At 49.3% G+C, this 22472-nt stretch carries 16 protein-coding genes; 14 read left to right on the forward strand and 2 right to left on the reverse strand.

Translation table 11 applies throughout. From position 1 onward, the window contains the following. The first annotated feature begins 1 nt into the window (after position 1). The 14 genes from gpAD87_RS26765 to gpAD87_RS26830 all read left to right on the forward strand — a co-directional run bounded on the left by gpAD87_RS26765 (position 2) and on the right by gpAD87_RS26830 (position 19349). Positions 2-2533, forward strand: coding sequence for a transcription initiation factor TFIID (locus gpAD87_RS26765; RefSeq protein WP_082935367.1), 2532 nt, complete (start codon positions 2-4; stop codon positions 2531-2533). A gap of 148 nt (positions 2534-2681) precedes the next feature. After that, a complete protein-coding gene (locus gpAD87_RS26770) occupies positions 2682-3965 on the forward strand; it encodes a vWA domain-containing protein (RefSeq protein WP_064641832.1) in 1284 nt (427 codons plus the stop codon). A 20-nt stretch (positions 3966-3985) separates the two neighbouring features. Beyond that, entirely contained in the window at positions 3986-4633 is a 648-nt protein-coding gene (locus gpAD87_RS26775; protein ID WP_064641833.1) for a hypothetical protein, read from the forward strand. 57 nt (positions 4634-4690) lie between these two features. Beyond that, positions 4691-5950, forward strand: coding sequence for a TRAFAC clade GTPase domain-containing protein (locus gpAD87_RS26780; RefSeq protein ID WP_064641834.1), 1260 nt, complete (start codon positions 4691-4693; stop codon positions 5948-5950). Further along, on the forward strand, positions 5947-9123 hold the full coding sequence (locus tag gpAD87_RS26785; protein WP_064641835.1) for a GAP1-N2 domain-containing protein: 3177 nt from the start codon (positions 5947-5949) through the stop codon (positions 9121-9123). The genes gpAD87_RS26780 and gpAD87_RS26785 overlap by 4 nt, the downstream gene beginning before the upstream one ends. 436 nt (positions 9124-9559) lie before the next feature. Next, positions 9560-10447 carry an ABC transporter ATP-binding protein gene (locus tag gpAD87_RS26790; RefSeq protein ID WP_064641836.1) on the forward strand — a complete coding sequence of 296 codons (888 nt, stop codon included), beginning with the start codon at positions 9560-9562 and terminating at the stop codon, positions 10445-10447. Between the two features lie 90 nt (positions 10448-10537). Beyond that, positions 10538-10810: a hypothetical protein gene (locus tag gpAD87_RS26795; protein ID WP_064641837.1), complete on the forward strand. Its 273-nt coding sequence runs from the start codon at positions 10538-10540 to the stop codon at positions 10808-10810. Between the two features lie 187 nt (positions 10811-10997). Beyond that, on the forward strand, positions 10998-11480 hold the full coding sequence (locus tag gpAD87_RS26800; RefSeq protein ID WP_063566912.1) for a glutathione peroxidase: 483 nt from the start codon (positions 10998-11000) through the stop codon (positions 11478-11480). A gap of 370 nt (positions 11481-11850) precedes the next feature. Further along, positions 11851-13212: an FAD-dependent oxidoreductase gene (locus tag gpAD87_RS26805; RefSeq protein ID WP_064641838.1), complete on the forward strand. Its 1362-nt coding sequence runs from the start codon at positions 11851-11853 to the stop codon at positions 13210-13212. Between the two features lie 212 nt (positions 13213-13424). Continuing rightward, positions 13425-14279, forward strand: a complete 855-nt coding sequence (locus gpAD87_RS26810; RefSeq protein ID WP_063566914.1) for a formate/nitrite transporter family protein — start codon at positions 13425-13427, stop codon at positions 14277-14279. Between the two features lie 7 nt (positions 14280-14286). Next, positions 14287-14556, forward strand: a complete 270-nt coding sequence (locus gpAD87_RS26815) for a hypothetical protein (protein ID WP_157258576.1) — start codon at positions 14287-14289, stop codon at positions 14554-14556. A 177-nt stretch (positions 14557-14733) separates the two neighbouring features. Then, entirely contained in the window at positions 14734-16797 is a 2064-nt protein-coding gene (locus gpAD87_RS26820; protein WP_157258577.1) for a molybdopterin-containing oxidoreductase family protein, read from the forward strand. A gap of 203 nt (positions 16798-17000) precedes the next feature. Further along, a complete protein-coding gene (locus gpAD87_RS26825; RefSeq protein WP_064642063.1) occupies positions 17001-18224 on the forward strand; it encodes an MFS transporter in 1224 nt (407 codons plus the stop codon). A 210-nt stretch (positions 18225-18434) separates the two neighbouring features. After that, a complete protein-coding gene (locus gpAD87_RS26830) occupies positions 18435-19349 on the forward strand; it encodes a class I SAM-dependent methyltransferase (protein WP_064641840.1) in 915 nt (304 codons plus the stop codon). Between the two features lie 229 nt (positions 19350-19578). Here the strand turns inward: gpAD87_RS26830 and gpAD87_RS26835 are convergent, their stop codons facing one another. Further along, positions 19579-21291: an ABC transporter ATP-binding protein gene (locus tag gpAD87_RS26835; protein WP_064641841.1), complete on the reverse strand. Its 1713-nt coding sequence runs from the start codon at positions 21289-21291 to the stop codon at positions 19579-19581. Between the two features lie 77 nt (positions 21292-21368). Then, positions 21369-22376 (reverse strand): ABC transporter substrate-binding protein, encoded by a 1008-nt coding sequence (locus tag gpAD87_RS26840; protein ID WP_064641842.1) that lies wholly within the window; start codon positions 22374-22376, stop codon positions 21369-21371. Between the last annotated feature and the right edge of the window lie 96 nt (positions 22377-22472).

The raw sequence follows: 22472 nt of genomic DNA on the forward strand, positions 1-22472 counted from the left end.
GATGGCGGCCGGGATGGAGTTCAGCTCGAACAATGCTCTGAAGCGCAATCTGGAGAAGTATGCAGCACAGTATGCAACAGAGCAGGAGCGTCAAGGCAGCCTGGGTGATGGTCGAAGCAGCATCCATTACCCCGCGTTGTTCTTGTTCGTGGGTGACCAGGTCGCTCCGGCAGTGTCTGCTGTCCAGGAAATCAACCGGCTGAAGTGGGATAACGGAGAAGGCGTAGTCTATGTACAGATTGGAACGGAAAATCAGGAGCATGCCCGACATCGTGACCATGACACCGCGCAAACGAAGCATGACCATTACAGCGATGGTGCTCATTCAGGATATGCGCGTGTTAACGGCGGGAGTGATGCAAGGAATGGCAGCACTTCTGATGATGGTCAGGTGACCCGTCACGTGCTTCCCTTGTCCACCATACAGACGGATCGACCTTCCAAAACGCTTCGCAAGGATGTGCATCGCAGTTTCCACGATTCAGATCAGGCACTCTTTGGTCTGAATCGTACCTTGCGGCGGGTGAGTAATCGTATTGCCGAATACGGACGCCTATATTCATCGTTCGATCGAATCTACGTGACCGTTGTGACCAGGGCAGATGATCCATTGAATGTGTTGTTGCCTGAGCTTACCAAGCTGACCGAGACGATACTGGCTCAATCCTTCAAGTCGGTACAGACCGATTTGCATGTGCTGGTCAGCGAGATGGAGCAGGTCGATTCCTTTGGATATGCAAGTGCGGCGGGACTCGCTTTTCTGCGGGAACTGGATTACATGCAGGGGCTGGACTATACGTTCAGTGGCAATCTGCTGGTTACGGAGGACGGAATCTCCATTCCGGTTGTACATCCCGCTTCTCCGTTATTCGATCTCGTATATATTTTGTCAGACAAAAACGAGCGGGGAACCGGTGTACCCGGCGGGTGGATCGAAAATGCCGAGATCATCTGCCGAATCTGTCTGCTCAAGAATCGGAAGCAGGATGCAGATAGCTCTGGTTCCGTATCAAGCACGGGGGCCAACACGTATAACAATACATCGTTCAAAAATAACATCCGTACGACCTCGGATCAGCATGGTTATGCCAGTGCAGGTTTTGCCGAGATTAGACGGCCGAACAAACCCATTGCACTCGCGGTGTTGTATCATCTGTATCGTTATTTGCTTGAACGGATGCGGCAGGAACCCGAGTGGAGCATCAAGGACAAGCTCGCCTTTTTCGGACTGGATGGGGCTTCGGTAGAGCGCAAAGTGGAAGGGATTCTTCCCGATGAGGATCTGGTGAGCGGCATGAGCGGCATAATGACGCATAACGTCAGCTTCACCGATCTGAAGCCGCTCTCGCTGCGTGAAGCGGAGAGAGCATTGTTCGGACATGGGGCAGAGGCGTATTTCCGTGATAATGTGGTCCGTCTTGCGGAGGAACGAGTACGTCAGCGCAGCACAGAAGGTTCCCTTCGTCGTAAGGCTGAGCAATCGCACACGGAGCATCCTGAGGTTGGCTATTTTCAATGGGCCGCCTGGAGTGACAATGGGTTCGGCAGTGTGCGTGAGGCATTGCTTGGATTGATTCGTGATAAATCGGTGCAGCTTGAATCCGCACGTGCCTTGCTGGAGCAGCGTCAGCAGGAGCGAGTAGAGGATCAGTCGTTCAAACGGGCCTTGTTCCGTGACAAACAGAACGTGCGCAACCTGATCGATTGTTTGCTGGAGCGTGTGTATGTGCCCAAAGTTGAATTGCTGCGCCTGGAGAATGAATTGCAGCTGCTTCGTGTCTACGACACAGAGATGGAACAACTGCATACGTTCAGCCGGAGTGTAACGGAGACACTGGCAACGCTGGAACGTGTTTTGCGTGAGACAGCGGTAGAGAGCATAGCGGCTGCAGATGAATATATCGGTCAGAACGTAATGGAGTATTACGGCAAAGTGACGGAAGCGCTGATTGCAGATTTGGAGGCAAAGCGTGGACGGGATGTCTGGTTTGAGGACCGCCATATGGGGGATATGAACGGGCTTGCCACAGAAGGAAACGAGCGACTCCTGCAACGTCTGATGGAGGTATGTCATGTGATGCTGCTTACAGCAGAACCGCTCCGGGTACCTTTCGAAGAAGAATTGCTGTTGCGGGCGAATGTTACAATTACCTATGGGGACAAAAATGTACTGACCCGTGATGATCTGTTCCGCCGATTGTATCGCACACTGGAGGAGCAGGCGGTCGTTCGGGTAAGAGTATTCGACTATACGCAGGAACATCGTTATGAAGAAAAATATTTCTTTGGTGATCACCATAGTGCCTTCATGGACTATGCGGCGTATGCCGAAGAAACGTCACGGATCTATAAGCTGGGTGTGGTATACGAAGAACGAAGCAGTGGTGTGGAGAAGCTGAATCTGATGGGAGGCTTCCATCTGGAAGACCTGATGGTGTATCGCAATGGTCGGGTGTATTACGATTCGTATACGGAGAATGGTTATGAGCTCCATCCCTCCGATCTGGCCGAGAAGCTGTCACCCATGCGTTAAAACATAAGGCTGTATCTTATATGGACGGAAGGGAGGTACAGATAGATCTATCTGTTTCCGTCCAGTACATTATACGTTCATTTTTCATCAACCCATCTTGTATTAATTCAGCCGTTCATCGGCTGGTTTGGAAAGGATGCATGCAAACATGCAGCGAAAAATCAATCTTCTCCTGGTCCTATTCAGCCTGATTGGCGGAGCTGTGGGCTTTGCGGCTGGAGAAATCATGCTGCGTCAGTGGCTCGGGGAAATGCCCCGTCTATTGCTGATGGGATTATACTTTGGCGTGTTGGCGCTTAGCGTGGGATTATTCTGTTTACTGGCAGAGATGATCTCGCCAAAGCTGAACGGAGCTTCCTGGAAACTGCGATATCTGGGACTATCCTGGAAACTGCTTGTTCCTGCAACGCTTGCGCTGTTGTTTGTCGTCGGACTTGCCCTGCAATTGCTCTATCAGATTAATCCAGGCGGTGCGAAGCAGGTCAAAGATATTGTACTGATGATCGATAATTCGGGCAGTATGAGGGACACGGACCCGGATAACGGTCGCTTTGAAGCGGCCAAAACGCTGATCAGCCAAATGGAAAGCGACAAACAGGTCGCGGTGATTACCTTTGATGATCAACCGCAGTTGTTGCAGCCGTTCATCCAGATGGACAGCGAAGCGGCCAAAAATGAGGTGTACAGCAAGATTGACGGCATCGTGACGACGTCGGGCGGCACCAATTTTGATGCAGTGCTGCGCGAAGCGATGGAGCAAGTTAAAGGCAAACAGGACCCGAAACGTGGAACGGTAGCGATCCTGCTATCCGATGGATTCAGTGATGCAGACACATCCGGCATTTTGTCTGAGTATGCGAATGAACAGATTGCTGTCAATACGGTGGGTCTGAGTCTGGTGGACCCTTCCGGAACTGATCTACTGCGTCATATCGCAGAGCAGACGGGCGGTTTGTACTATGATGTGCCGGATTCCGGGGGACTGAATCTGGCATTCCAGCAAATTTACGATACGATTGATGAACGAACGCTTGTGACTGAACGTACAGGCATGATGGAGCACAGTACGTATCTGGCTATTTTCCGAGTGGCTGCTTTACTGCTGATTGGTATCGCACTGGGCGTGTCGCTCGGACTTGTGTTCGATAACCGTCATTTGGCACTCAGTTTCGGAATAGGTGGTGCCGTGTCTGGTTTATTGGCAGGACTTCTGCTCGAATGGGGTCTGGACGGATCAACGGTTGGTGATACATTTGTAAGATTTGGAGCGATGCTCATCTTATCTGGTGTGTTAACCCTGTTCACCTGGATCATTCCGATCAAGGAGAACACACCGCGGAAGACACGTGGACGCCGCGATGCTGGTGGAGGGACCAATTCGGTAGAAGGATTCGGTCAGCGGGCAAGAGATTCGCGCAGCAAAGGATTTTAACGTCTGGAGGTAGGCGATAGATGCGTTTTACGGATGCAGACCCTTCAGCGCCCCTGATTCGCAGACTGACACTGGCAGTGGAAGAGAGCCAGTGTACACTTCGCTGGCTCTGGCCAGAGAGCGTGGAAGCTGTATATGTTGAACGGCTGGAGCTCGATATGATGGGTGATGATCGTACCGGGGAACAGGCTGCACAGGGCAAGCTGAAGTTATACACAAAAGAAGAATATAAGGCGAGCAATGGATATATGGATCGAATTACGGGTTTTGGTGCAATTCGTTACACGGTGTATGTATGTCAGATGCAGGAAGATGGGCCCGTTCTGATGCGTCAGCGTGACGGGGACAATACGGTAATTGCCAGTGCGGGCAAGGCGGATATTCGCTTTTCCATTCGGTACAAGAGCGGTTTTTTTCAAAAACGAAAAAGTGTATTGATGACCATCACAACGGAAGCACCTGTTCCGAAGGAAGCACTCTGTTATGTTCGCAAACAAGGCGGGGTGCCTTTAAATAAGGAAGATGGCACGGTGTACCCTTTTGTGAGTGATTTTGCTCCCGGGAGAAATGAAATGCCACCCGTTGAGGTAGCCAAGGACGATTTCGTGAGGCTATTCTTCACGGATGGACCAAAGTATGGAGCCGCCTATAGGCTTATATCAGACTAGATAGTTAGGCTAAGTGTATATCAACTTTGTCTAACTGATCAGGGGAGGGGAGTGGCTATGAGCTTTTTTAGTCGGTTTTTGAAGAGACAGCAGCCAGAAGAGCGGCCGTTGTTTTACGATATCGTATGTCCGTATTGTTTCAGTAAGTTTTCACCGGAGGAGGTTGTGTTCCGGGCTGCGCATCATCGCGACGATGATGAGGACTACGCACTTGGGGAAGATGCGAAGCTCAATCGATATCGCGAACGGTTTGGACTGGATACGGTGTTTGATATGGAGGCCGTGCTGGCTCCGCATGATGTACCTGAGGAACATCGCATCTATTCGGATCACATTGTGATGGGCCTGAACGATCGTTATGGTGTGGTTACACGGCGTCGGCTGTGCCCACAGTGCCATAACGAGCTGCCTGTCACAGCAGGCAAAGCACCAAGCAATATCATTTCCATTATCGGTGCATCCCAGGTGGGTAAATCCGTCTACATGACTTCATTAATTCATACATTGCAGCATTATACAGCGGATCATTTTGACGCGGCTTGCATGCCACTGAATGCGGAGATCAGCCGACGGTTCCGTGCGGATTATGAAGAACCGTTGTTCGAACGGGGCGATCTGCTGGATTCCACACAGAAGGAGAAGTTGCAAGAGCCGTTTATCTTCCAGTTTGTGTTCAAAGATGAAGATAAAGCGCCGCTGACCTTGGTATTCTTTGACGTTGCGGGCGAAGGTATGGTGGAGCAGGATTATCTCGGACTTCACGGGCAGCACATCAAGAACTCGGCAGGTATCCTGTTCATGGTGGACCCGCTTCAGATTCGTTCTATCCGGGACAAAATCCGCATCAACCTTGGCAACGAGCCAGGCGAGTGGACGCCAAGATACGATGAGCCGCGTGATGTGGTGTTAACGATGTTCGGTGACTTTATCGCGTACCAGGACAAAGCCAAGACGAATATTCCGACAGCTGTTGTACTCACCAAAAGTGACATGCTGCATTCCCTCAAGGATGAAGAGGGTGATTATATCAAATCCAACAGCAATGTATTCCGCAACATGGTGCACCGCGACTGGTTTGACCTGACCGAATTCGAAAATATTGACGGGGAGATCCGGCGGTTTATTGAGAAGGTGGACCGTCCGTTCAAAGGCACGATGGATGTGTACTTTAAGGATACAGCTTACTTTGCGGTGTCTGCGCTGGGAAGCAATCCGGTGGATATGAAGCTGCAAGGTGTGGTCAGTCCAATCCGTGTCGATGAGCCATTCCTCTGGCTGCTGTACAAGCTGAAGTACATTGAGGGGAGAGTGGGATGATGCGTTCTTCCGTAACCCCGCCAATTGAACAACAGCTGTATACTCGAGAGCGGCGCGGGGTGTTTCGCACAACGGAGGGGTTCGATACGGTTGCCGCATCGCCGGGACTGGACCCTTCTTTCATCAAAAAAGTGCTTCATCCCTATTGCGTCTATGACGCTCCAGCGGAGCTGACGGGGCGGAGTGAGAAGGATGAGACGAAATTCCCGCCGTCCATTCATCTGCTGCATCTGGAGAGCGGTGAGACGATTCTTGGGCAAAATGTGTACCAGTCCGCTGATTTCACCGGGCTGCGCAGCGCCTTTTTCGCTCATAACTATGTCTTGTCTCCTGAACGCTCGGAAGAGCAGGTGAAGCAAGGCGGCTGGCTGGATGCTGTGTTCGCCACGTCCTATGACATCGAACAAGGCACAGTGCTGCCTGCGCTTACTGAATTGCCACGTGCAGCTGGTGTTGGACAAAGCTCTCCAAGCCAGATTCTTAGCGCTCTGAAAATGGACGAGGTGGTATTCAAGCGTCTGCTCTACGCCGTCATGCAAGCTGTAGCGACACGTCGGAAGGTATATATAGCGCTGGATGTGCCCGCTGAGGAAGTTACTGCCGGAGCCAAGGGACTGCTGCGTTTGTTATATACGGCGCTGCCTTACGCGTTCCGGCGGCAGTTGGGATTCATGACGTTTGCCAAGGAGCCGCAGGCGAAGAAAGGCATTCACCTCCAGTTTGTGGAGCGGGGCACGCTGCGTCCGAAAGATCGGAATACGGAGAAGGATTTTACCTTTGATCTGGTATCGGGCAGAGTTACCCATGCAGATGCATCTGTGGCGAAGCTTCCATATGCGGAATTCGCTTGGTCATTGCTGCACGAACCTGCGGCAGCCGATTCATTTTATGCTTTTGCGGATGAGATGCTAACTGGAATGGAACCTGGACGGGAGCTCTCCATTGAAGCATACGGGGAACTTTCTATGTTCTATCGTCTGGAGCAGGGGATGGAAGAGTTGTACCTGGATAACAAAAGCGATGTCCTAAGTGGATTGCTCACCTACTTGAAACCGGAAGGCGGAGCGCATCAACGTTCACGCTTGAATGAGTTGTTCCTGACGTTGCTTAGTCGTGAGCTGGACAGCGTCAAACGGGAGAATGTACCTGAGGAATCAGTTGCAGCACGCATCGGGGAGTATTTTCGGGTCGCTGCGCCAGTCGTACAGTCCCGAATTGTGGATTATTTCATCTATGGCGTTAATAACGCCCGTTCGCAGAAACGTATGCGTGCTGTGCAGGAACTGTATGGCTTGCTGGATCGGGACAGCCTGTTAAGCCGTGCTTTCTTCGACAAAGTGCTGGCGAACGAATCACTGACCAAGCTGTTGTTCGAGCCCTATCTGGATAATCAGTTGAAACGCACAGAATCAGCTGCCGACGTTGTGGAAGTGATCCAGAGATGGATTACATCTCACCCGTCTGCCATCCACAATAGTTTCTTGCTGGAACGGACAGGAACGGAGCTGCGTGAACGTTTGTGTTCTGCGCCCAACCCTGTTCAGTCTGCCAATGAGGCACTTAAGCGGGTTAGTATATTGGATCGTGTACCAGTCGCAGGCGGCTTAGACACAGGTATTACCGCCCGGATTGGACAGTCTGGAGCTTCAGTTCGCGCTAATCGGAAAGGTGGACCTGGGTCCGCTGTCCAACCACCAGCGTATCAGGAGGATTTAACCCGGCTCGCAGATAAGCTGGCTTACGTCATTAACTTGTTTATGATTCAGGATCTCGATCTGGAGCGGGTTAACCGTGAACAGCTGTTAAGCATTGATATTTTGTTGCACGGAAACGAGGTTCGGGACTGGGCTGCTCGCCAGGGCTCAGATGTATCTGGGCGTACAAACATGATGCTGGCAGCGAGAGCATGGCTTAGCGGTGAGGGGCGTGACGAAGAGGAGTTGGAATCCCTCTCTTTGGCCGAACGTAATGAGCTCCAGCGCTGGACGCGTCGCTGGCTTGCCGGAGAGCTTCGTGATCGCCCAGATACGGCTGCATTTGAAGCACTGCCGCTGGCTTTCTATCGCGGTGGCAGCGGCAGCAACAGACTCGATTATCCAGGCCTGATTGAATTTATCTATAGTAGTTCAGGACGTACAGAAGTGTTGTATCAATTTATGGAGTGGTCGGGGACTCAACGCTTGTTTATTCGCGGCTCTAACGCACATAAGGGATACTCGGATGCAATCGTGGCCTATTTCAAGGCCCATGATCGCGAAGCTTTCAAGTCAAAGTCAGCTTTCAAACCCTATTATGCCAGAGCAAGCAAGACGATGAAGCCGGCCTACGACCGCGCCAAAACAGAGTTGTCTTCCCCGCTGGTACGCATGCTGACAGGTAAAACGAAGAACCTTTTTCTAGGATCGGTTATTGTCATCCTGATTATTGGTATTGCTGGAGGCACGTACGCTTTGATGAGCGATAAGGCGGAGACACCTGAGGCATCACCTCCACCGACACAGGAGCCCGTTGTTCCCGCTGAACCGGAGGTGGAGCTCGCTGAACAGATCGCCTACCTCGTTCCTGCATCCAAAGCGGACGACGGTACACAGATTCCTGCCCAGTTGGTGATCCGGTACAGAAACGAAACGGACAGCAACGCATTGCAAACGGGCGCTCTCCAATGGAACTTGAAAGATGATACTACACAGGAGCTCCATGCTGAGGGTGAATGGGAGAGTTTCAACCGAAATGAGGAGCCGGATGGGGAAGGTGCGGCTGGAAACAGCTCAGAGGGTACGCCAGAAGGAAGCTCTGCAGATTCTTCTACCGATAAGGCGGACGATACTCAGCCGAGCGGAGAAGCCGAGCAAGGGGCAGATTCAGCCTCAACGGGGGATACCACTTCAAATCCCGCAGCAGGCAGCACATCGACGGATGCCGGTACTGGCACAGCCTCTGACACTACGGATGAAGGAGCTACACAGGGAGATGCAGGCGGCACGCCTTCAGATTCGTCTCAGTCTAAGGGAACAGAATCATCTTCAGTGGAAAATCTGACTGTTGCTGAAGCAGATCGTCTGTATCCCTATGGGCACCAAGTGGAGCTTCCGGCCGATTTTGATCTAAAGGACATCGTGAGTATCCAGAGTGGAACGCTCGTGATCAACCTAGTCCCGGAACCGAAGCTCTAAGCGGCATTAATTGAATATATTATTAATGGAATACAGCCACCTCGAAGAATTTCGTAGGGGCTGTATTTTTGTTTTTGCTCAATTGATGGGGAATGACATATACAAAATGAATCAATATAGGTCTAATTTTCACAATTCGGACACATTATTAAGATGTTGGGCAAGGATGAACATACGCAAAGCGATGAAATGCACGTACACGATGAGAAAAGCTCTCACATAAAGTGCGAAAAATTTGAACGATTTCTAGTAAAACACTTCAAAAATAGCTCTTAACCGTCAAGGAATTTGGTATTTACTGTTGACAAATGATAATGATTATCAGTATCTTTAGAGTATAAGATCTTGTTGCGCCGGAAATACGCTGAACTATAATTTCGTTTTCGTTGTCATAGCCGGAATACATAACCGGGATAAATGAGAGAGGGATGATCGCATGTTTCGTCTGGAGACGTCCAAGTTGGATATCGCTTATGAGGAAAGACTGATTGTTGATAATCTAAATATTCAAATTCCCCAAGGAAAAATTACAGCACTTGTTGGAGCCAATGGTTCAGGGAAGTCTACCATCCTGAAAACGATGGCACGGATCATGAATCCAAAAGCAGGTAGTGTATTGCTCGACGGGAAGTCCATCCATAAGCAGTCCACGCGTGAAGTAGCCAAGCAGCTTGCGATTTTGCCACAAAATCCAACAGCTCCCGAAGGACTTACCGTAACCGAACTGGTGTCCTACGGACGGTTCCCTTATCAAAAAGGTTTTGGATCGATGCGTGCTGAAGACAAACGCATGATTGAATGGGCTATCGAAGTGACAGGCATGACGGAGTTCCATGATCGTCCAATCGATCAACTGTCCGGTGGACAGCGTCAACGTGCCTGGATTGCCATGGCTCTTGCACAAGAGACAGATATTCTGTTCCTGGACGAGCCAACAACGTTCCTGGATATGGCTCACCAGCTTGAAGTACTGCAATTGCTAGAGCAACTGAATGCCACAGCAAACCGTACAATCGTTATGGTTGTGCATGACTTGAACCATGCTTCCCGTTATGCGCATCACATGATTGGTATTAAAAAAGGTAAAGCCATCGCTACTGGTTCACCTGTAGAGGTTATGAACTCGGATGTGCTTCGCGAAGTATTTAACATTGAAGCGGATATCGTGATTGATCCACGTTCCGGTGTACCGCTTTGCTTGCCTTACGCCCTTGCGGGTGAACGCCAGCAATCAGCACCTCCAGAACAAATGGTCATGAACAGTGCAATGGTTCATGCTGGAGGACTGACAGAGCAACGCGTTCGTCACGCTACAGGAAGTTAATGAAACGGGCCATATGTGGTCCTAAACTATAGAATGAAGCCGCTGTGCATTACGCACGCGGCTCATTCGCATTCTAGGAGGTCTACAGGAATGGGAGAAATCAACTACACCTGGTTACAGCAATATGGACGAATAACAACCGGGATGATCGATGAACCAGTCTTTGGCATGCCTTTGACGGCATTGAGACATCCGGAGCAGGCCAAGCTTATGCTGGAAGCTTATAATGAGCATCTTCGTGCCGACTCTCTTCGCTCTGCGGCTGTTTATTTCATGCATTCGGTTCGTGGCCTGATGATTGGGGTGACGAAGGCAGAGCGGCAAGAGCGGTATGATGCTATTTTGGTTGCGAAGTCAGGCTAAAAAGGTATATGTCCATGTCGATGGACAAAATTTGATTCTACGCATGAACTTGGGCAGGGTTTAATCGCAGACTTGGTAATTGACCGCCTCAGGTCTATAATATAGAGACAGGCTGTGTGCCGCATGCTTATTCGGTACAGTACATACAGCAGCCCAACCTACATCTTACTCATGGGAGGAATCAGTCATGTCCGTATATTCGTATCAGGCGGTAACGACCGCAAATCAGGAAGTTTCACTCGATTTGTATCAAGGCAAAGTGTTGGTGATTGCCAATACAGCCAGCAAGTGTGGGCTGACTCCACAATACGGTGAATTGCAGAAGCTCTATGATCGCTATCGTGATCAAGGCTTGGTTGTATTGGGATTCCCTTGTAACCAGTTCGGAGGCCAGGAGCCGGGTACCAGTGAGGAAGCAGAATCATTCTGCCAAATCAACTATGGCGTTAATTTCCCGGTGTTTGCCAAGGTCGATGTAAATGGTGAAGATGCGCATCCATTGTTCAAGTATCTGCGTGAGCAGCAACCTGGTGTTGGCGAAGACAATAACATCCAATGGAATTTCACCAAATTCCTCGTGAATCGTGAGGGTGAAGTTGTAGGGCGTGTTGAACCAAAAGAATCCCCTGAAGCCATGACTGCAGAGATTGAAAAGCTGCTTGGCGTATAAAATAAACGAAGAAGCCTGCCTCCAGATTGGAGGATAGGCTTTTTTTGATACAATTTTTTAGTGCAAATATCCTCTTCATATAAGTGTCTCCTCAGTAGTTATTACGCTTATTTTGAGCATAAACCAGCCATAAGCAGGGAAAACTGAAGTCAATGGAGATTGAGTCGATGACTCGCTTGATCGTAAATAAACCACATCCGAAAAATTTATTTTGATTAACCCCTTGCAATGTGAAAAATATCACATTATAATAAGTGTACAAAGTGAAATAAATCACATAAGCAGTATTCATTTAGAAGTGAAATATTTCACAACCACAATGACGTTAAATTCAATTTTTTATTTATATACTCCAAGGGGGAACCTTATCATGAAAATCGCAGTTATCGGATGTACACATGCAGGAACCGCAGCCATCGTTAACACCGCCAAATTGTACCCGGATGCTACCATTACAGTGTATGAGCGCAATGACAACATCTCCTTCTTATCATGTGGCATTGCGCTTTATGTAGGTGGCGTGGTGAAAGATCCAGACGGATTGTTCTATTCTTCGCCAAACCAACTGGCCGAGCTCGGTGTCGTTACCAAAATGCTTCATGAAGTGACGTCAGTAGATGCTGCGGGTCACAAACTTCAGGCTAAAAACTTGAAAACAGGGGAAGAATTCGAAGATACCTTCGACAAGCTGATCGTGACCACGGGTTCATGGCCTGTCGTACCGAAGCTGGAAGGCATCGAGATGGACAACATTTTACTTTGCAAAAACTATAACCATTCCAACACGATTATTGAGAAAGCCAAGCATGCCAAACGTATTACTGTGGTAGGAGCCGGATATATCGGCATTGAGCTGGTGGAGGCTTTCCAAATGAACGGCAAGGAAGTTACACTGATCGATAGCGTGGACCGGATCTTGAACAAATATCTCGACCCCGAGTTCACGGATGCCATTGAAGAAACGTTGACCGGACACGGCATCAAGCTGGCGCTGGGCCAAACTGTTCAGAAGTTTACCGGAGAGAATGGCAAAGTGAACAAGGTCATTACATCCAAAGGAGAGTTCGATACAGACCTCGTTATTCTGTGCATTGGTTTCCGTCCAAATACCGAGCTGCTCAAAGGCCAAGTGGATATGCTGCCGAACGGTGCAATCATCGTGGATAAATATATGCAAACCAGCCAAAAAGACGTCTTCGCTGCTGGAGACAGCTGTGCAATTCATTACAACCCAACTGGCAAGGCAGCGTACATTCCACTGGCAACCAACGCAGTGCGGATGGGTACACTCGTAGCACGGAATCTTGTTCGTCCGACGACACGCTATATGGGTACACAAGGCACATCAGGAATTAAAATTTATGAGCAAAATATTGCAGGAACAGGCTTGACGGAAACATCTGCTGCGGATGAGGGTCTGGTGGTTGAAGCTGTAACGCTTGAAGATGCTTACCGTCCAGAGTTCATGCCAACGGCAGAGAAGCTGCTGCTCAAAGTAATCTATGAACAGGCTACACGCCGCATTGTTGGTGCGCAGGTGATGTCACAGGCTGATCTGACACAGTCGATCAATACGATCTCTGTCTGTATCCAGAACAACATGACGGTGGATGAGCTGGCCTTCATCGACTTCTTCTTCCAACCACATTACAACAAACCGTGGAACTTCCTGAACTCGGCTGGTCTTAAGGCGTTGCCTCCAGTAGAAGTAAAAACACCAGCGATGGTATAACCATATTATCTGAGAACTGCCGCATTCATTATGCGGTAGTTCTTTTTTTATTTTTTCTGCACACCAAGCAACATACAACGGAAATATTAAAATGTAGTTTTCAGACTTTGTGATAAAAGTAACAAACCTCTTGAAACCTTCGCGATACAATGAATATATCAACCAAACAAGTTGAATTATGATGTTCATGAACTGTGAAGGAGAGGATCGTTATGGCAGCAAAAACACCTCTTGAGGTTGCACAATATACGGTGTATACGGGGATGAAGAAAGCTCAAAATCCGGTGTCCTCCGTATTGATACTCAGTTTTCTGGCAGGCGCTTTTATCGCGCTTGGATTTCTGCTGGATATTCGGGTTATTGCTTCTGCTCCGGCCGAATGGGGCAGCTTGGTTAATCTGATTGGTGCAGCAGTGTTCCCGGTAGGTTTAATATTGGTGCTGATTGGCGGCGGGGAACTGCTGACAGGTAATATGATGGCTGTTCCACTCGCGACGATTGCACGTAAACTGTCCGCAGGCAACATGTTGAAGAATCTCACCTTAGTAACGATAGGTAATTTCCTTGGGGCGATCTTTGTGGCCTATGCGTTTGGGCATGTGCTTGGTCTGACGGCAGAGGGGGCTTATTTGACCAAAGTGGTGGATATGGCTGGACACAAGCTGGACGACAGCTTCCTTCAGGCTTTTATATCCGGGATCGGGTGTAACTGGCTGGTAGCTCTCGCGGTTTGGTTGTCTTATGCATCGGATACGATGAGTGGAAAAGTATTGGGCATATGGTTCCCAACGATGGCCTTTGTAGCTATTGGATTCCAGCACGTTGTCGCCAACATGTTCCTGATTCCTGCTGCGATCTTTGAAGGGCATTATTCGTGGGGACAATACGTCATGAATTTCATTCCGGTATGGCTTGGCAACCTGACGGGAGGGGCGCTGTTTGTTGCAGCTGCTTACTGGATGGTGTACCTGCGCAAGCATGAGCCGGAAGTGAAGCCTGAGATGGCCATGGCGGCGGCCCAGCCTGTGGAGTCGGAAGCCAGACCGATGTGGAGCAAGCAGGCGTAGCGGCATTTTGCACAGTAACCGAGTTAGCGGTGTAACCGTGGTGCGAGTGCGAGAACGAGTGGAAAGACGAATGCAAAGTAAACAGGAGGCGATTCTGATCTCGTTCAAGTCATGGCTGTCTGCTGTGATGGGCGGGAAAAGAATCGTTTTTTTTTGCAAAAAAATATCCACGCAAAATAAATTCGCCATGACAAGGTTCGGGGGAACGAAACCTGTTCATGGCGAATTTCGGGAGTGGTCCATGATATGGCATGAGGAGGAAGTGGGGAAACACTAGCCTAATGCCTTATTTTTAATTTACCCCTGAATTTCGAGATTGAATCAAAGGGAAAAAAGATTTTTTTAAAAAAAATTTTGGAGCGGTTGTGGCGTTAAAAAAAGACTGTTCTCTTTACGCGATTACCAGGAAGAAGATATGATATGAGGATAGCTTTGAAGGGGGAGGGACTTGTATATGATCGATCAGGAGAATGGCGTATTCCCGGCAGTTTGCCCGCTCGATTGTCCGGATACTTGCGGCCTGCTGCTTCATAAGGAGAACGGTAAGATCGTGAAGGTAGCGGGCAATCCGGACCATCCGATTACAAAAGGCGCCATCTGTAACAAAGTCCGAAATATGACGGAGCGGGTGTATCACCCCGAGCGGCTGCAATATCCGATGCGACGCATCGGAGCCAAGGGCGAAGGCCAGTTCGAGCGAATCAGTTGGGACGAAGCCATCGGCGAGATTACGGCGAAATTTAGTTCGCTGGCAGATACCTACGGACCGGAGAGCATCCTGCCCTACAGTTTCTATGGAAACATGGGCATTCTTGGTGTGGACGGCATGGATCGTCGATTTTTCAATGCATTAGGTGCGAGCAAGCTCGAACAGACCATCTGTAATGCAGCGGGAAATACCGGGTGGAAATATACGATGGGTGCGAACCGGGGAACCTTGCCCGAGGATACAGAGCATGCGGATGTCATTCTGGTGTGGGGAGGAAACATCGTCAGCACCAATATGCATCAGGTTGTTCTGGCCGAGAAAGCCCGCAAAAAGGGCGCCCAAATCGTCGTTATTGATGTCCATCGCAATCGGACCGCCCAATGGGGAGACTGGTTCATTCCACTTTACCCGGGTACAGACAGCGCATTGGCACTCGGATTAATGCATGTACTGTTCGAGCAGGGGTTGACGGATGAAGCTTTTATGCAAAAGTATACCGTTGGCCATGAGGCACTGCGTGATCATGTCCGCAGCTACACCCCGGGGCGCGTTTCGCGTATTACAGGTGTGCCGGAAGCGGACATCGTGAAGCTGGCTGAGCTGTATGGCAATGCGCAGGCAGCTCATATTCATATCGGCAATGGCCTACAGCATCACGACAACGGTGGCATGAACGTACGCAGCGTAGCCTGTCTGCCTGCCATTACAGGCCAGTGGCTAAAGCGCGGCGGTGGTGCCATTCGTACCAACAGCTACGCGAGCACGAATAGCGATGCGCTGGAGCGTCCGGAGCTGCGACAGAACCCGGAGCCGCGCGTGGTGAACATGAACCGGATTGGCGAAGCACTGCTGGAGGCGGAGCAGCCGATCCGGGCGTTGATGGTCTACTGCAGCAATCCACTGGTGGTGGCACCAGATACCGAGCGGGTGGAGCGAGGTTTTGCACGGGAGGATCTGTTCACGGTAGTCCATGACCTGTTCATGACGGATACGGCAAAATACGCGGATATTGTGCTACCTGCGACATCTTCATTTGAAACGACGGATCTGTATACGTCCTACTGGCATCAGTATGTTCATTTGCAAGAGCCAGTCATTGCGCCTTTGGGTGAGAGCAAGAGTAATGTTGAATTGTTCTCTTTGCTTGGACAGGCGATGGGGTATGATCCGGAGATTTTCGGTGAGACACCGGAACAGATGATCGAGGAAGCACTTCAGGGTACGGGCAATCCCTACATGAACGGAGTAACCTTAGAAGGGCTGAAGCAGCATCATTTCGTCAAGCTGGATATGTCTGCACATGACTCCTATTTGGATCAGTTGCCCACGCCTTCGGGGAAAATCGAGCTGTATTCGGAAACGATGGCACAGAAGGGACTGCCTCCGTTGCCTACGTATAGTGCACTCGTGGAGGGGTATGACGGGGAAAACCCGGCTGGACCTGCGGATGTTTATCCGCTGATGTTTCTGTCGCCGCCAAACCATAATTTCCTGAATTCCACCTTTGCCAATTCGGCCAAACATCAACGTTTGGAGAAGATGCCATTATTGCAAATGCACCCGGAGGACGCCGCCCGCAGACAGGTGGAAGACGGGGATGCGGTGGTCGTATGGAACGACCGTGGCCGGATCGAGCTAACCGCCAAAGTGAGTGAATCCATGCTGCCAGGAACGGTGATTAGTCAAGGCTTATGGTGGGATGGTAATGGCAAAAAACAGCGGGCGAACTCGCTCACGTCTAATCGTCTGTCCGACATGGGGAATGGGGCAACATTCTTCTCGGCCACTGTCGAAGTGAAGCGTCAATGAATGTGCTTGCAGATCGGATCTTTTCAGGTAAGATGAACAATGGATAGTTCGTAAGCAGAATGATAAAGAGCAAGATTCGGAAATCAAATTTCTAAATTCTAAATTCAAGTGGCCTTCGCTCTGGCTAATTATGCCGTCAGGGCAAGGGTCTATTTTTTATGGCAATATGCTTTTTGAAGGTACTAAGGAGAATAAACAAGATGATGAGATGGCTGGATACGTATCCAAAAGAAGTGAAAATATTTTTGCTGGCAAGTTTGGTCAATGCGACAGGCAGTGCCTTGATGTGGCCGCTGACCACGATGTATGTATTTGACGAGCTTGGACGCACGATGGCGAACGCGGGGTTTGTTATTCTGATCCAGTCGCTGGGCGGCATCTTCGGGCAACTGCTCGGTGGTGCATTGTACCACCGGGTGGGCGTCAAGAAGCTGATCATCGGATCGCTGGCGTTAAATGCGGTAGGGCTGTTTGCTCTGCCGTGGATTAGTGCGTATTGGGTTGTGTTTATATGTGCCATGGGCTGGATCGGCCTGTTCAGTTCATTGTCGCTGCCAGCGATTCAAGCCTTTATTGGCTTCCGGTTTGCGGAGCGACGTGGGGAATTGTTCAATGTGATCTATGTCGCCAACAATATCGGTGTGGCAATTGGTACAGCGCTCAGTGGTTTTCTGGCTGACTTTTCCTATCACCTCAGCTTTGTACTGAACGGGGTGACCTCCGCCGGGTTTGCGATTTTCTTCTGGTATTATCTGTCGCGGGCAGAACCGGATCAGGGCGAAGTACATCTGACCAAACGCAAAACGGTTCCCGATGGGCCGGGCGTCTGGGCGCTACTGGGCAACACCAGGTTATATCTGTTCATGAGCCTGGGCGTGCTGTTCCTGCTATTCGGTAATTCTATCTGGAATACGGGTGTGTCTCCGTATATTATTTCCGAGGGTATGGAGAAAAGAATGTACGGTCTGCTCTGGACCCTGAATGGGGTGCTGATCTTTGTAGGACAACCTTTTACCAGCTGGGTTAAGCGCACGATGGCCCGTACATCGACTGCTCAGATGACTGCAAGTGCCGTGTTCTATGGCATGGCTTACATCGTCATGATCACCATGTATAGCTATCCGGGGATGGTGCTTGCGATGGTACTGGCTACCTTTGGGGAAATGCTGATCTCACCTGCTACCCCGGCATTCATCTCAGAGCACGCAGGAAGATCGGCACCCTTCTACATCGGGATATCCGGTGGGATTGGTGCGGTCGGACGGGTTATCGGACCGTATGCAATGGGGGTCATGTACGACAAACAGGGATTGATCCCTGTAGCGTGGCTTGCGACTGGCACGGCGGTTATTGCGGTGCTTGGCTTTGTACTGCATGCGGTACTGAACCGCAATCGTGAAGTGAAGGAGTACGGATTGGACGCTTAGCTTTTTCTGATTGAGTGCTATGAGGGAGGAAGAGGACAGATTGGAGTGGAGGGGCAAAGAAAGCCGCTTTAATCTGTCGGAGCATTCTGTAATTTTAGATTGACAAAAAAATGTTTTTATTCTATAATTTACATATTAAAATATTCCGTATATACTAAGGTTCTCCTGGCCAGGGGGAATCTTATTTTTGTTTGTACGGGAGGATGAAATATGAAGCAAAGTGAGTCCAGCATCACATCCTTGATTTCGGCTTTTGGCCGAGCCTACCACTGCCAGTACGATACACCTCTTATTTTCGATGATTATATAGCTAAAGAGCTTATTACTCCTCAAGAGTTTGCGGGTATTCGCGAGAATATGATTCAAGGTATCCATTTTTTTAACCCGGACATGGCTCATCTGATCAAGGACGAGCCGGATACGATTTTAAAATGGATTACCCAGGTGCAGTTATCACCAATAACACTGGCTCGGGCCGCCTATTGTGAGCATGTACTGCTTCATGAAGTTGTGTTGGGATTGAAGCAGGTTGTCATTCTTGGCGCGGGGATGGATACATTTGCTATGAGGCATCCGGAACTGGAGGACACTCTAGAACTATTTGAAGTGGATTATCCAGCTACACAGCAATTCAAGCGGGAGCGTCTGAACCAGGCCAAGTTGATCATGCCGGACAATCTTCATTTGGTGCCAATGGATTTTACCCATGAGCCTTCGTATGAACGTTTGACTAAGGAAGGCTTGAAGAAGCGAAAGACGATGGTTACTCTATTAGGCGTTTCGTATTATTTGACCAAAGAAGATCTGTCCAACTTGCTCCGACATGTATTTTGGAATCTTCCAACGGGTAGCTCCATTGTGCTGGATTATGCAGATGAGCATCTCTTTGAGGAAAAAGGAAGGTTTAACCGGGTTGAAAATATGGTTAAGATGGCTGCAATGGGGGGCGAGCCGATGCAATCCTGCTTCACTTACGATGAGATGGAGCGGTTATTGGCGGATGTGGGACTTCTCATATATGAGCACCTATCGCCAGAAGACATACAGGATCGATATTTCAGCAATCGTACAGATGACTTATCTGCCTTCGAAACAAACCATTTTATCCATGCGGTCAAAAAATAAAATCCTATTCCTGATGTGATTATCACAGATTAGGATCTGAATAAGAAAAGGGATGTCCCATAAGTCATGAACATGACGAGGGACATCCCTTTTTAGCGTTAGTACTGTTTAACGAACTGAGCGCGTGTTATTAGCGCCAATTTCCACAGTTAGGCGGTCCTGCCGCAGGTTTTGCGGGAATAACGTGACTGAAATTCGTTAAACTTTATAATCCACAATAATCTGCAACCTATCCAAACTGGGCTTGATGTAATCGGCTATACGAGCCCTGACGCGCCAGAAGTTCATCATGGCTGCCTTGCTCGGCTACGCCGCCGTTCTCCACAACCACAATACGATCGGCGTGTCTGATCGTTGCCAGTCGATGGGCGATGATTAGCGTTGTACGTCCTTGTGCCAGCTCGGATAAAGCCAGCTGAATGGCGGCTTCCGTCTCGGTATCAAGTGCGGAGGTCGCTTCATCCAGAATGAGGATCGGCGGATTTTTCAAAATCATGCGAGCAATGGATAGACGTTGCTTCTGTCCTCCAGACAATTTGACGCCCCGCTCACCAATTAGAGTATCGAGTCCTTCCGGTTGAGATTGTACCAGCTCTTCCAGTTGGGCCCTGCGGATGGCTTGCCAGATTTCTTCATCAGGTGCATCCAGTTTGCCGTAGGCAATATTCTCACGGATTGACCCATCAAACAGGAAAATATCCTGCTGCACAATCCCGATATGAGAGCGCAGCGACTCCAGTGTCATATCCTTTACCGGAATCCCATCAATAGAGATGTGCCCCGCATCCACATCGTAAAAGCGTGGAATGAGACTGCATAGTGTAGATTTGCCGGCACCCGAAGGTCCAACCAGCGCAACCGTTTGTCCTGCCTGAATTTCCAGATTGACCTGATCCAAGGTAGGTTTGTGTTCGCCGTAAGCAAATGAAACGTCATGGAAGGCGATGTCGCCTTTCACATGCGGGAATGGTTTGGCCTGTGGAGTATCATCCACATCGGGCTCGGCCTCCAGCAGCTCCAGGTAACGTCTGAATCCAGCGATGCCTTTGGGATACGTTTCGATGACGGAATTGATCTGTTGAATCGGTCCAAGAAACACATTGGATAACATAACAAAGGCAATAAATTCTCCGTAGGTCATGCTGCCCTGAATGACAAACCACGTACCGCATACCAGTACAAACAGCGAGACAAATTTCATCAGAATGAAGCTGAGCGAGGAATTCCACGCCATAATCCGATAGGTAATCAGTTTGGTAAGACGGAAGCGTTCATTATTTTCGACAAAACGTTTCACTTCATGCTTTTCATTGGCAAAAGCCTGTACTACACGAATTCCGCTCACATTGTTCTCTACGCGTGCGTTATAGTCTGCAATATCCGCAAACATACGCTTGAACGCTTTGGACATTTTGCGGCTGAAATAGAGGGACAGGAAGATCATCAGCGGTACGATGATGAAGGTCATGACAGCCAGTTGCCAGTTGATACCGAGCATAATGCCGAAGGCTCCGGCCAACGTCATCAGGGCAATGAATAGATCCTCGGGTCCATGATGCGCAATCTCACCAATATCCATCAGATCGTTGGTCATGCGAGAGACGAGGTGCCCCGTCTTGTTGTTATCGAAAAAGCGGAAGGATTGCTTCTGCACACGCTGGAACAGTTCCCGCCGCATATCGGATTCGATGTTAATACCCAGCTTATGTCCCCAATAGGTGACTGCATAATGGAAAAAGGAACTGAGCAGATAGATGCCCAACAATCCGGCACAGGCTGATAAAATCATGGACCAGTTGCCTGCGGGAAGCAGCTGATCGACAACTTTGTTTACAGCCAAGGGAAACGCAAGTTCCAGCAGTGCAGCCAGAATCGCACAGGAGAAGTCCAATATAAAGAGTCCCCGATAAGGACGATAATAGGCCATAAAACGGCGAAGCATATGTAAGTCCTCCTCCATATAACGCAAATGCCCGGACAGGTTCCATAGCCTGACCAGACACTTGCATCTCTCATATGTTATTTACGATTTTGCTGTGCACGTTCTACGATCATATCAGCGAATTCTTCAGCCTGACTCTGAATTGCAATCGGATCGAAGTACCAGTAGCGATCTTCCTGTAATTCGTACACCTGATTGTTTTTCACAGCCGGGAGCGATTGCCAGATGGAATCGCCTTGGTAATTTTTGTTGTTCTCCCCTACGGTCAGGAAGATATGGTCTCCTGCATAATCACCAACGACTTCACGCGATATCTCTTTCCACTGGGTATCGCCCATCAGTTCTTTCTTGGTGATTTCGAGTGGTGTAAGTTCCAAAGCGCGATAAACGGCTTGTCCACCGCGACCAAAGTTGTCTCCATAGCCATAATAGCTCTTGTCTGATACTTCGAGGATGGAGAAGGTTTCCTCCGGTTTAATGACTGCTTTTACTTTGGCGCGAGCGGCTTCAATACGTTCGTCGTACGTTTTCAGCCAGGCTTCAGCTTCTTCGGATTTGTTCATGAGTTCTCCGAAGCCCCGTATTTCATCCTCCACATTGGTAAACGTGCCGTAGGGAATGACCACGGTAGGTGCGATTTTTTGATAACTCTCAATTTCTTCAGCTTTATCAGAGTAGGTAATGATCAGATCCGGGTCCAACGCGACGACCTTCTCCAAGGATACGGCACCCCGGTCGCCAATATTCTCTATGCCCTCCACTTGATCGGCGTAGAATGGATTTTCCAGATAATATTTAATAGAGCCAACGGGCTTTACACCAAGTGCGAGCAGATCACTTACGTACATATCCGTAACAATCCGTTTCGGTTCAGCCGGAATTTCCACATCTCCACTTAATGACTTGTAGATCCGCGTAGCACCCGAAGAATCGGTATTTGTTTCGGTCGAACTTGTAGTCGATTCTGAACCCGCCGCTGTTGGTTCCGTTGTGCCGGAACCCGTACCACTGTTACAGGCAGCCAGAATCATGATGATGGCGAGCATGATCAGCAAGCCGGAAAAGCGTTTTTTTGCAGCAAACATATAATTGTTCCCCCTGTGTATATAATCAATAATGATTATTATTCTCATTACTAACATAGAGGATGACGTAACATTTGTACATGGACATCTATGATG

The organism is Paenibacillus sp. AD87, from assembly GCF_001659845.1.
Lineage (GTDB): Bacteria > Bacillota > Bacilli > Paenibacillales > Paenibacillaceae > Paenibacillus > Paenibacillus marchantiae.

Coding starts and splice junctions, on each gene's coding strand:
- gpAD87_RS26765 (WP_082935367.1), top strand. CDS start 2: ATGGCGGCCGGGATGGAGTTCAGCTCGAACAATGCTCTGAAGCGCAAT.
- gpAD87_RS26770 (WP_064641832.1), top strand. CDS start 2,682: ATGCAGCGAAAAATCAATCTTCTCCTGGTCCTATTCAGCCTGATTGGC.
- gpAD87_RS26775 (WP_064641833.1), top strand. CDS start 3,986: ATGCGTTTTACGGATGCAGACCCTTCAGCGCCCCTGATTCGCAGACTG.
- gpAD87_RS26780 (WP_064641834.1), top strand. CDS start 4,691: ATGAGCTTTTTTAGTCGGTTTTTGAAGAGACAGCAGCCAGAAGAGCGG.
- gpAD87_RS26785 (WP_064641835.1), top strand. CDS start 5,947: ATGATGCGTTCTTCCGTAACCCCGCCAATTGAACAACAGCTGTATACT.
- gpAD87_RS26790 (WP_064641836.1), top strand. CDS start 9,560: ATGTTTCGTCTGGAGACGTCCAAGTTGGATATCGCTTATGAGGAAAGA.
- gpAD87_RS26795 (WP_064641837.1), top strand. CDS start 10,538: ATGGGAGAAATCAACTACACCTGGTTACAGCAATATGGACGAATAACA.
- gpAD87_RS26800 (WP_063566912.1), top strand. CDS start 10,998: ATGTCCGTATATTCGTATCAGGCGGTAACGACCGCAAATCAGGAAGTT.
- gpAD87_RS26805 (WP_064641838.1), top strand. CDS start 11,851: ATGAAAATCGCAGTTATCGGATGTACACATGCAGGAACCGCAGCCATC.
- gpAD87_RS26810 (WP_063566914.1), top strand. CDS start 13,425: ATGGCAGCAAAAACACCTCTTGAGGTTGCACAATATACGGTGTATACG.
- gpAD87_RS26820 (WP_157258577.1), top strand. CDS start 14,734: ATGATCGATCAGGAGAATGGCGTATTCCCGGCAGTTTGCCCGCTCGAT.
- gpAD87_RS26825 (WP_064642063.1), top strand. CDS start 17,001: ATGAGATGGCTGGATACGTATCCAAAAGAAGTGAAAATATTTTTGCTG.
- gpAD87_RS26830 (WP_064641840.1), top strand. CDS start 18,435: ATGAAGCAAAGTGAGTCCAGCATCACATCCTTGATTTCGGCTTTTGGC.
- gpAD87_RS26835 (WP_064641841.1), bottom strand. CDS start 21,291: ATGCTTCGCCGTTTTATGGCCTATTATCGTCCTTATCGGGGACTCTTT.
- gpAD87_RS26840 (WP_064641842.1), bottom strand. CDS start 22,376: ATGTTTGCTGCAAAAAAACGCTTTTCCGGCTTGCTGATCATGCTCGCC.